We start from the raw sequence: 564 nt of genomic DNA, 5'->3' as shown, positions 1-564 counted from the left end.
GGTGTCCCTGCCAATAAGGACTGACACAAAAGCCCTCTACCAGCCCGGTACGCTCGGCAGCGTCACCCGCGATTTTCGCAAAGCCGATATTGGCGGACTCTTCCAGCAAGTTATGCAAAAAGGTGCCCGGCCCTGCGCCTTTGGGTAAATGATGAATGCTGTCCGGGCTTGGCTCGGCGGCACTGGCAACTTCTGTCTCATCCGGGTCGTCGCGCTCATCCAACAGGTTCATTTCATCGGGCGACTGCGGTGCCTGCACACTTTTTGTCACCGCACCTTCGTATTTCAGCGCGCTGTAACTGGCCACCCACCAACGCTCCAGTTTGCGGCCTGCGGGCATGCTGCGCGGTGTGAGTTTAGGCGTTGTTTGTTCCTGCTCCAACGCACGAACTAAAGGCTCGTCGTCTTCCAGTCGCGTTAGTTGTGTGTGCGGTGCCTGGTGCCAGCGCTCGCTGACTTCGTTGTACAGCTCATCGGTTAGTGACTCGCCGCCGTTCAGCAAATAAAAGAGCGGGTTGTTGCGATGCTCTTTCACCGCTTCCAGCGCAATAAAAGTGGCGTATT

The 564-nt window shown here is 56.9% G+C and carries 1 pseudogene; it reads right to left on the bottom strand.

Annotated elements, in window-relative coordinates:
• Window positions 1–564, bottom strand: a pseudogene (locus B3180_RS14795) (exodeoxyribonuclease V subunit beta); the annotation flags it as partial.

Origin of the sequence: Idiomarina sp. UBA4206 (assembly GCF_002383015.1) — a bacterium.
Taxonomy (GTDB): Bacteria; Pseudomonadota; Gammaproteobacteria; order Enterobacterales; family Alteromonadaceae; genus Idiomarina; species Idiomarina abyssalis.
This window is presented reverse-complemented; position numbering and strand designations above follow the sequence as displayed.